General features: G+C 69.5%; 6 protein-coding genes. All 6 read right to left on the reverse strand.

What is annotated here, in order from left to right:
• A partial coding sequence (gene secA, locus VGD70_RS29205; RefSeq protein WP_331086968.1) for a preprotein translocase subunit SecA occupies nucleotides 1–2,723 on the reverse strand: 2,723 nt, incomplete at its 3' end.
• 254 nt (nucleotides 2,724–2,977) lie between these two features.
• A complete protein-coding gene (gene hpf, locus VGD70_RS29210; protein ID WP_331086970.1) occupies nucleotides 2,978–3,643 on the reverse strand; it encodes a ribosome hibernation-promoting factor, HPF/YfiA family in 666 nt (221 codons plus the stop codon).
• Nucleotides 3,644–4,502: 859 nt separating this feature from the next.
• Complete coding sequence (locus VGD70_RS29215; protein ID WP_331086972.1) at nucleotides 4,503–5,147, reverse strand: NUDIX hydrolase; 645 nt, start codon at nucleotides 5,145–5,147, stop codon at nucleotides 4,503–4,505.
• On the reverse strand, nucleotides 5,144–6,841 hold the full coding sequence (locus VGD70_RS29220; RefSeq protein WP_331086974.1) for a CTP synthase: 1,698 nt from the start codon (nucleotides 6,839–6,841) through the stop codon (nucleotides 5,144–5,146). Before VGD70_RS29220 ends, VGD70_RS29215 begins: the two co-directional genes overlap by 4 nt.
• A gap of 150 nt (nucleotides 6,842–6,991) precedes the next feature.
• A complete protein-coding gene (locus VGD70_RS29225) occupies nucleotides 6,992–7,933 on the reverse strand; it encodes a copper transporter (RefSeq protein WP_331086976.1) in 942 nt (313 codons plus the stop codon).
• Nucleotides 7,930–9,114: a putative cytokinetic ring protein SteA gene (gene steA, locus VGD70_RS29230; RefSeq protein ID WP_331086977.1), complete on the reverse strand. Its 1,185-nt coding sequence runs from the start codon at nucleotides 9,112–9,114 to the stop codon at nucleotides 7,930–7,932. Before steA ends, VGD70_RS29225 begins: the two co-directional genes overlap by 4 nt.
• Nucleotides 9,115–9,490: the final 376 nt, after the last annotated feature.

Consider the following 9,490-nt stretch of genomic DNA (forward strand, 5'->3'; position numbering starts at 1 on the left):
GGCGGGGTCGGCTGCTGAACCTGAACAGCCTGCGCCGCCCTGGCCGCGGCCTGGGCCACGCGTGCCGCCGGCGCGCCCTGCGGCGCAGGCGGTGCGGCCTCCGGCTCCGCGACCTGGGCGCGGAACAGCAGCATGATGCAGTCTTCCTTGAGGCCGTCGAGCATCGTGTTGAACATGTCGTAGCCCTCGCGCTGGTACTCGATCAGCGGGTCGCGCTGCGCCATGGCTCGCAGGCCGATGCCGTCCTTCAGGTAGTCCATCTCGTACAGGTGCTCGCGCCACCTGCGGTCCAGCACGTCCAGCATCACCAGCCGCTCCAGGCGGCGCATGCCGTCGCCCGTCGGCTTGCCGTCGGGGCCCAGCACGCGGCTGTTGACGGACACCTCGCGCTCGTCGTAGGCCTTGCGGATGTCCTCGAGCACGGCCTCCAGCAGGTTCTCGGCCGTGAGGTCGTCGCCGCGGTCTTCCATCTCGTCGACGAGCTCGTCCCACCTCAGCGTGATCGGGTACAGCTCCTTGAGCGCCGTCCACAGCTTGTGGTGGTCCCAGTCCTCGGCGTACCCGCCGGCGGTGGCCTTCTGGATGTAGTCGCCGACGACCTCCTCGATCATCCGGTCGATGTGCTCGCGCAGATCCTCGCCCTGCAGCACGCGCATGCGGTTGGCGTAGATCTCCTTGCGCTGCTGGTTCATCACCTCGTCGTACTTGAGGAGGTTCTTGCGCGCCTCGAAGTTCTGCTGCTCGACCTGGGTCTGCGCGCTCCGGATGGCCCGGGTGACCATCTTGGCCTCGATGGGCTGGTCATCGGGCACCCGCATGGTGACCATGACCCGCTCGACGAACTGCGCGTTGAACCGCCGCATGAGCTCGTCGCCCAGGGACAGGTAGAAGCGGGACTCGCCCGGGTCGCCCTGACGGCCGGACCGGCCACGCAGCTGGTTGTCGATGCGCCGGGACTCGTGCCGCTCGGTGCCGAGCACGTACAGCCCACCCGCGTCGCGGACCTCCTCCGACTCTGCGCGCACCTCGTCCTTGGCCTGCTCCAGCGCCGCGGGCAGCTCCGCGGTCCACTCCTCGGGAGTCTCGACCGGGTCGAGGCCCTTGGCGCGCAGCGCCTCCTCGGCCAGGTGGTCGGGGTTGCCGCCGAGCATGATGTCGGTGCCTCGACCGGCCATGTTGGTGGCCACGGTGACGGCGCCGCGGTGCCCGGCCTGGGCGACGATCGCCGACTCCTTCTCGTGGTGCTTGGCGTTGAGCACGTTGTGCGGCACCTGCATCTTCACCAGCAGCTTCGACAGGTACTCCGACCGCTCGACGCTGGTGGTGCCGACCAGCACCGGCTGGCCCTTCTCGTGCCGCTCGGCGATGTCCTCGGCGACCGCCTCGAACTTGGCCTCCTCGGTCTTGTAGATCAGGTCGGTGCGGTCGTGCCGGACCATCGGCCGGTTCGTGGGGATCGGCACCACGTGCAGCTTGTAGGTGTTGTAGAACTCGGCCGCCTCGGTCTCGGCGGTACCCGTCATGCCCGAGAGCCGGGTGTAGAGCCGGAAGTAGTTCTGCAGGGTGATCGTGGCGAGCGTCTGGTTCTCGGCCTTGATCTCCACCTTCTCCTTGGCCTCGATGGCCTGGTGCATGCCCTCGCTGTAACGACGGCCCGACAGCACGCGGCCGGTGAACTCGTCGACGATGAGCACCTCGCCGTTGCGGATCAGGTAGTCCTTGTCGTTCTGGTACAGCTCCTTGGCCTTGATGGCGTTGTTGAGGTAGCCGACCAGCGGGGTGTTGGAGGCGTCGTAGAGGTTCTCGATGCCGAGCTGGTCCTCGACGAACCCGACGCCCTTCTCGCTGACGCCGATGGTGCGCCGCTTGCGGTCGACCTCGTAGTGCTTGGCGGCGATCTCGGCGGCGCGGGCGTCCTTCTCGCGCGGCGTCATCGCGGTGGTGTCGATGCCCGTCATGCGCGTGACGATCCGCGCGAACTCGGTGTACCAGCGCGAGGACTGGTCGGCCGGGCCGGAGATGATCAGCGGCGTGCGGGCCTCGTCGATGAGGATCGAGTCGACCTCGTCGACGATGGCGAAGTTGTGGCCGCGCTGCACCATCTGCTCGAGGCTGCCGGCCATGTTGTCGCGCAGGTAGTCGAAGCCGAACTCGTTGTTGGTGCCGTAGGTGATGTCCGCCCGGTAGGCCCGCCGGCGCTGCTCGGTGGTCATCTCGGACAGGATGGCGCCGACCTCGAGGCCGAGGAAGCGGTGCACCCGGCCCATCCACTCCGCGTCGCGCTTGGCGAGGTAGTCGTTGACCGTGACCACGTGCACGCCGTTGCCGGAGAGCGCGTTGAGGTAGGCCGGGAGCACGGCGGTAAGTGTCTTGCCCTCACCGGTCTTCATCTCGGCCACGTTGCCCATGTGCAGCGCACCGCCGCCCATGATCTGCTCGTCGAAGTGCCGCTGGCCCAGCACCCGCTTGGCCGCCTCGCGGACGACGGCGAACGCCTCCGGCAGCAGCAGGTCGAGCGCCGCGAAGTCGGTGGCCTCCTCGTCGTCGGGGTCGACCTCGCGCATCTCGTCGTAGCGCTTGCGGAACTCGTCGGTCCTGGCGCGCAGCTGGGCGTCGGTCAGGTCGATGACGGAGCCCTCGAGGTCCTTGACCTCACCCACGGTCTTACGCAGCGTCTTGAGCGTCTTGCCCTCACCGGCGCGGAGTATCCGGGACAGCACCATCAGGTCAACCTCGCTAGCTGGATTGTCGCGCGCCCGCCGTGGGCGCCTCGTCACCTGCCATCGTAGGCGGTACCAGATCCATGCCGACGAGGTTGCCCCGACCAGACCATGTCCGTTGGCGGAGTCGTCACCGCAGGCAGCCGGAACGAGCGAGGCGGCCCAACGGGGCTCGTCACACGTTCGGGTGCCCCCGGGCACATTGGCCCGGGGGCACCCGGTGGGTCGGTCGTTGACAGTCGGTCCGCGGTGCGGCGTCAGACCAGCCTGATGACGCCGTAGTCGAATGCCCTGCGGCGGTACACGACGCAGGGGACGCCCGAGCTCTTGTCGTTGAACAGGTAGAAGTCGTGCCCGACCAGCTCCATCTGGTACAGGGCCTGGTCGACCGTCATGGGGTCGCCGGGGTGCTCCTTCTCGCGCACCACGCGGCCGGGCAGGTTGTCGTCCTCGGCGCCGTCCCAGCGCTGGGCGGGTACTGCGGGGACGCCCTGGAACTCCTCGGTGCGGGCGGGCAGCACGGCGGTGCGGGCGCGACCGTTGGTCTCGCCGTTGGTCATGGGCGTCTCTGGCGCGGCTGCGGTGGCCTCCGCGACGGAGGACGGGCTACGGCGCCCGTAGTGCACGCGCCTGCGGTCATGCAGTCTGCGAAGTCGGTTCTCGAGCTTGGTCACCGCGGCGTCGAGTGCGGCGTAGAAGTCGCCGGCGCACGCCTCGGCGCGGACGGCCGGGCCCCGGCCCATGCCGGTGATCTCGACCCGCTGGCAGTTCTTGGCCTGCCGACGGTTGGGTTCGTGGAACAGTTCAACGTCGAAGCGGATGACCTTGCGGTCGTACCGTTCGAGGCGGATCAGCTTCTCCTCGACGTGCACTCGGTAGTGCTCGGGCACCTCGACGTTGCGGCCTTTAACGACGATGTCCATACACGACCTCCCTCGCCTGAGCGAGCTAGTGATCGAACTTCGGCGCCGGAAATCTGGGATCCAGGATTGGTGGACGGCCAGACCCTTGAAGGGCTGGAGGACTCCCCTGCCTCAAAGCTCCGCCGGCGCCAGGGTCATGGGCTCCTCGCCTCCTCCCTGCGAACCGGGAAAGCTGATAGCGGGCACGTTAGCTTGGCTTGTGCCTTCGCAAAAGCCCCCTCGGCGGGGGAACTTCCCTGCCTCTCTTCGCCTACGGAGAGCAACCGCGACGGGAGCGACCGCGGCCCACTGCGCATGACCGTCCGGTGGAGCGGCGGAACCGTCGCTCGTCCAGCCGTACCAGGCACAGCCAGAGCCTTTGCTGCTCCGGCCGGTGGCTCGGCACCGTCGTCGTGCCTGTCTCCCATATCTGCGCAACGATCAACTTGGGGTCAGAGTTCCCTCTCATAATTCACTCGGACGGGGGTATCCGCATGCTGAAACCGCGGCTTCGGCTGAGTGGCCGTCACGGGTGGCCCGCGCGGCGATAACTCAATCGGGGCGCGGAAAAACGTGAGCATGTGTGTGTACTGGCGGGTAGTCGTCGGTGGCATTTCGGTATCACGTCGGTATCACGCGCGAATAACGGACCACCGGTATCGGTAAGTCGGTGGCCGATCGTGGCTGAAGTTGGACTGGGGGTAGCGAGCGGATCGGGGCGGGCCGCGGCATCGGTGTTGGGTTAAGGCCTGTCTCGTAGATCATCGTGCGAAGTCCCGCACCGACTGCGCCGACCACCGGAACCTCAGGGGACCGTGACGACACCCAGCCACCACCCACCCCGACACCCGCACCATTCGCCGGGACCCAACGCACACTGTCAATCCCGGGGAGGCGGACTAGCGCGGCGGCTCGGCAGGCGGGTCGGCATGTCGGGCCACGGGGCGTTGGCGGGGCGGACGGGCGCGTCGACCGTGCGGATCGTGTGGGCGGCAAGGAGACCGCCGACCGCGGCGCCGTTCACGATCTCGCCGGCCAGGACCATGCGGACGGCCTCGTCGAGGGGGAAGCGGCGGGCCACCAGGTCCGCCTCCTCGTCACCCTCCATGACGCGGTCGACCGCCGCCAGGTCGGTGGCCAGGAACACCCGCACCACCTCGTCGGTGAAGCCCGGCGACGCGGCCACATCGACCAGCACCGACCAGTCCCCCGCCGCGAGGCCGACCTCCTCGACCAGCTCCCGCCGCGCCGTCTCGACCGGGTCCTCCCCCAGCTTGTCGATCAGGCCCGCGGGCAGCTCCCAGATCCGCCGTCCCAGCGGGTGGCGGTACTGGTGGATCAACGTCACGTGGTCGTCCTCGTCGAGGGCCACGACCGCCACCGCGCCGAGGTGCTCGACGATCTCGCGGGCCGCCCGGCCGCCACCGGGCATCGCCAGCTCGTCGACCCGCAGCGCGAGGATCCGGCCGACGTAGACGTCCGCAGAGGACAGAACCTGGAAGTCGTGCTGGCCGGGCTCGGTCACGAACTGACCCCGAGGGGCTCGGGCAGCTCCACCGGCAGCCGCTCGGCCGCGCGGTAGGCCAGCGCCGCCTTCACGAAGCCGGCGAACAGCGGGTGCGGCCGCGTCGGCCGGCTCTTGAGCTCCGGGTGCGCCTGCGTGCCGACGAAGAACGGGTGCGTCTTGGCCGGCAGCTCGATGAACTCCACCAGGTGCTCGTCCGGCGACAGCCCGGAGAACACGACCCCCGCCTTCGACAGCTTGGCCCGGTAGGCGTTGTTGACCTCGTACCGGTGCCGGTGCCGCTCGGACACCTCACGCGTCCCGTACGCCGACGCCACCACCGACCCCGCGGCCAGCCTGGCCGGGTAGGCGCCCAGCCGCATGGTGCCGCCCATGTCCCGCTCGCCGGCGACCACGTCCTCCTGGTCGGCCATCGTGCTGATCACCGGGTGCTTGGTGGTCTCGTCGAACTCCGAGGAGTTCGCGTCGGCGATGCCCGCGAGGTTGCGGGCGGTCTCGATGACCATGCACTGCAGGCCCAGGCACAGGCCCAGCACAGGAATCCGGTTGATCCGGGCGTGGTGGATGGCGCCGATCTTGCCCTCGATGCCGCGCACGCCGAACCCGCCGGGAATCAGCACACCGTCCAAACCAGACAGTGCGGCCGCCGCGCCGGCCGGCGTCTCGCAGGTGTCCGAGGCGACCCAGACCACCTCGACCTTGGCCCGGTGGGCGAACCCACCGGCACGCAGCGCCTCGGTGACCGACAGATACGCGTCCGGCAGGTCGACGTACTTGCCGACGACACCGATCCGCACCGTCTCCTTGGGACTGTGCACGCGGGACAGCAGGTCGCCCCACACGGTCCAGTCGACGTCCCGGAACGGCAGCCCGAGCCGGCGCACGACGTAGGCGTCGAGGCCCTCGCTGTGCAGCACCTTCGGGATGTCGTAGATGGACGGCGCGTCCGGCGCGGCCACGACCGCCTCGAGGTCCACGTCGCACATCAGCGCGATCTTGCGCTTGAGCCCGCTGGGCACCTCGCGGTCGGCCCGGCACACGACGGCGTCGGGCTGGATGCCGATGTTGCGCAGCGCCGCCACCGAGTGCTGGGTCGGCTTGGTCTTGAGCTCCCCCGACGGCGCGAGGGAGGGCACCAGCGACACGTGCAGGAAGAAGCAGTTGTCCCGGCCGACGTCGTGGCGCACCTGCCGGGCCGCCTCCAGGAACGGCAGCGACTCGATGTCGCCGACCGTGCCGCCGACCTCGGTGATGACGACGTCCGGCGCGTTGCCGTCCTCGCCCGGCTCGGCCATGCCGCGGATCCGGGCCTTGATCTCGTCGGTGATGTGCGGGATGACCTGCACCGTGTCCCCGAGGTACTCGCCGCGCCGCTCCTTGGCGATGACGGTCGAGTACACCTGACCGGTGGTGACGTTGGCCCGACCGGCGAGGTCGCGGTCGAGGAACCGCTCGTAGTGACCGACGTCCAGGTCGGTCTCCGCGCCGTCCTCGGTGACGAACACCTCTCCGTGCTGGAACGGGTTCATCGTGCCCGGATCCACGTTGAGGTAGGGATCGAGCTTCTGCATCGTGACCCACAGGCCACGCGCCGTGAGCAACTGACCGAGGCTGGACGCGGTGAGGCCCTTGCCGAGGGACGAGGCGACACCACCGGTCACGAACACATACTTCGTCGTGCGTGAGTGTTGCACCAGGGACGCCCCCCGTGGCGTTACCTTCGGTCCGAATCCATTACTGGCGATACCGTTCGCAGCGGGACTACCCGCCTGACTCTCCACGGGGTTTCACCGTATCACCTGGTCCGGAGTTCCTCTCACGACACGCGGGCGGGTGACCCTGCGTCACTCGTCCGGTGCGCCCGGCGCAGGGGCCTCCGCGTTGCCCGCGCTGCCGTAGCGGCCGGACTTGTCGTTGAGCTGCTCGTGCAGCGCGAGGATGGTCACGACCCGGCCGGCCGGCGTCCGCACGTTGTCCACAGTGGACAGAATGGACGTGGCGGCGGTGTCCGCGCGCACCACGCCCACCGCGCCGGTCCCGTCCGCCGAGCCCTCCGACCCGGCGAGCACCGCACCCGCCCCCGAGCGGTCGACCTGGGTGGCGAACCGGGCGATCGTGGCCGCGCGGTCGCCCGCGCCGTCGCCCTTGGCCGCGCCGCCGGTGAGCACGATCGCGAGCTGCGCGGGCTGGATGCCTTGGCTGGCCTTGACGAACCCGCCCTCGGTGAGCCCGGCGAGCGCGGCCGCGGTCTCCTGCGGGGAGGCCTGCGGCTGGTTGTCCTTCTTGCTGATCAGCAGCAGCGGGCCGAGCAGGCCGCCGGCGAGCGTGCCGGGGTCGGACGCGGTCGGCAGCTGCACGCCGGCCGGCAGCAGCCGGATGACGATGTCCTTCACCTGGTCGGCCTTCGCCGGGTTGCTGAACTCGTCGGTGAGCTGCAGCTCGCCGGTGACCCGCGCGCCCGAGCTGGTGATGAGCGTCTTGAGCGCGTCGCGGTCGGCCGGGTCGGCGTCGGCGGTCGTGATGATCACGACGGTGCGCCGGTCGAGCTGGCCGCGGACGGCCATCGGGCCCACCGAGGCGGCGAAGTCGTCGGCGTCGGTCAGGCGCGCGTTCTGCGCGTTGCGCTGGGTCTCGAGGTCGTGGACCTGGGAGACCAGCTGGTCGTTGTCGTTGTTGAGGCCGGACAGCAGCGACCGGGACAGCGTCGTCGAGCCGAGGACGACGCCGACGGCGAGCGCCAGGAAGACGGCGGCGATGGAGATGATGTGGTATCGCAGCGAGATCACGCGAAGAGCCCCTCGATCCAGGTGACGAAGCTGTTCCAGGTGTCGCCGGCCCAGTCGGCGTAGGCGCCGCCGATCCCGGACACGGCCACGGCGACGAGCACCGCGACGAGCGCGGCGAGGACGAGCACGACGACCGCGCCGAGCGAGACGCGGCTGCGGTGCAGGGTGGCGACCGCGGTGCCGTCGACGACCTTGCTGCCGAGCTTGAGCCTGGTCAGGAAGGTCGACGGGTTGGAGCCGGAGCGGCCGCGGTCGAGGAACTCGCTGAGCGTGGCCTGGAAGCCGATGGTGACCACGAGGCTGGCGCCGTGCACGTCGGCGAGCAGGAGCGCGAGGTCCTCCGGGTTGCCCGAGGCGGGGAAGGTGACCGCGCCGATGCCGAGATCCTGGACACGCTCGAGGCCCGGCGCGTGCCCGTCCATGTGCGCGGGGACGACCACCTCGGCGCCGCTGCGCAGCGTGTCCGTCGACAGGCCGTCGGGATCGCCGACGATCACGTGCGGCTTGTAGCCCCTGTGGTGCAGCGTGTCCGCGCCCCCGTCGACGCCGATGAGGACCGGCCGGTGCTCGGCGATGTACCGCTTGAGCCCGGCGAGCTCCTCGGCGTGCCCGTGACCAGGGGCGACTATGAGCACCTGGCGGCCATGGATGGTCACCTCGAGGTCCGGCACGCCGACGCCGTCGAGGATCAGCGTGCGCTCGCGGCGCAGGAACTCGATGGTGTTGGCGGAGAAGGCCTCGAGCTGGGCGGACATGCCGGCCTTGGCCTCGATCATCAGGTCGGCGATCGACTCGACGGTCTGCTCGGTCCCCCGCCCGACCTCCTTCTCGCCGACGAAGACGCCGCCCTCGTGGAGCCGCAGCTTGCTGCCCTCCTTCACGGCGCGCAGCACCTCGGCCCCGACCCCGTCGACGAGCGCGATCCCCGCCCCGACGACGATCTCCGGCCCGAGGTTCGGAAACCGTCCAGAGATCGAGGGAGAAGCGTTGACGACCCCCGAGACGTCGCTGTCGACCAGTGCGTCCGCGGTAGAGCGATCAAGATCGACCTGATCGAGCACGACGACGTCACCGGGCCCGATCCGACGCAGGAGATCACCGGTGCGCCGGTCGACCCGCGCCACACCGGTGACTCCGGGCCGACTCTGATGCGATCGAGCGAGAAGGCCAGTGAGCTTCATGAGACCGATGGTGACAAATGGACAGAAGATAATCCGCACGCCACGCCGTTGGGGTGACGTGCGATAACCGCTTCGGTGACCGGCCACAAGCGACTGTCGATCTTGGACCAACTGACTGTCGACCTAGGACTAACGGATCGGTGGCCGGCTTTCACTCAACAGGGTGAGAGGGACCTAAAGCCCGGCCCCCGGCCCGGCCCCACAGTCAACCGACCAGAGCGGTCAGCTGGCCCGCCGCTTCCGCCGCTTCCCTCCAGCGGAAGCCTTGTCCGCCTCCGCGACAGCCAACAACTCCTCGGCATGTGCCCGACCGGTCTCGGTCGAGTCCATGCCGGCCAGCATCCGCGCCAGCTCGACGACCCGATCCTTGTCGTCG

Source organism: Actinophytocola sp. (genome assembly GCF_036402745.1).
Lineage (GTDB): Bacteria > Actinomycetota > Actinomycetes > Mycobacteriales > Pseudonocardiaceae > Actinophytocola.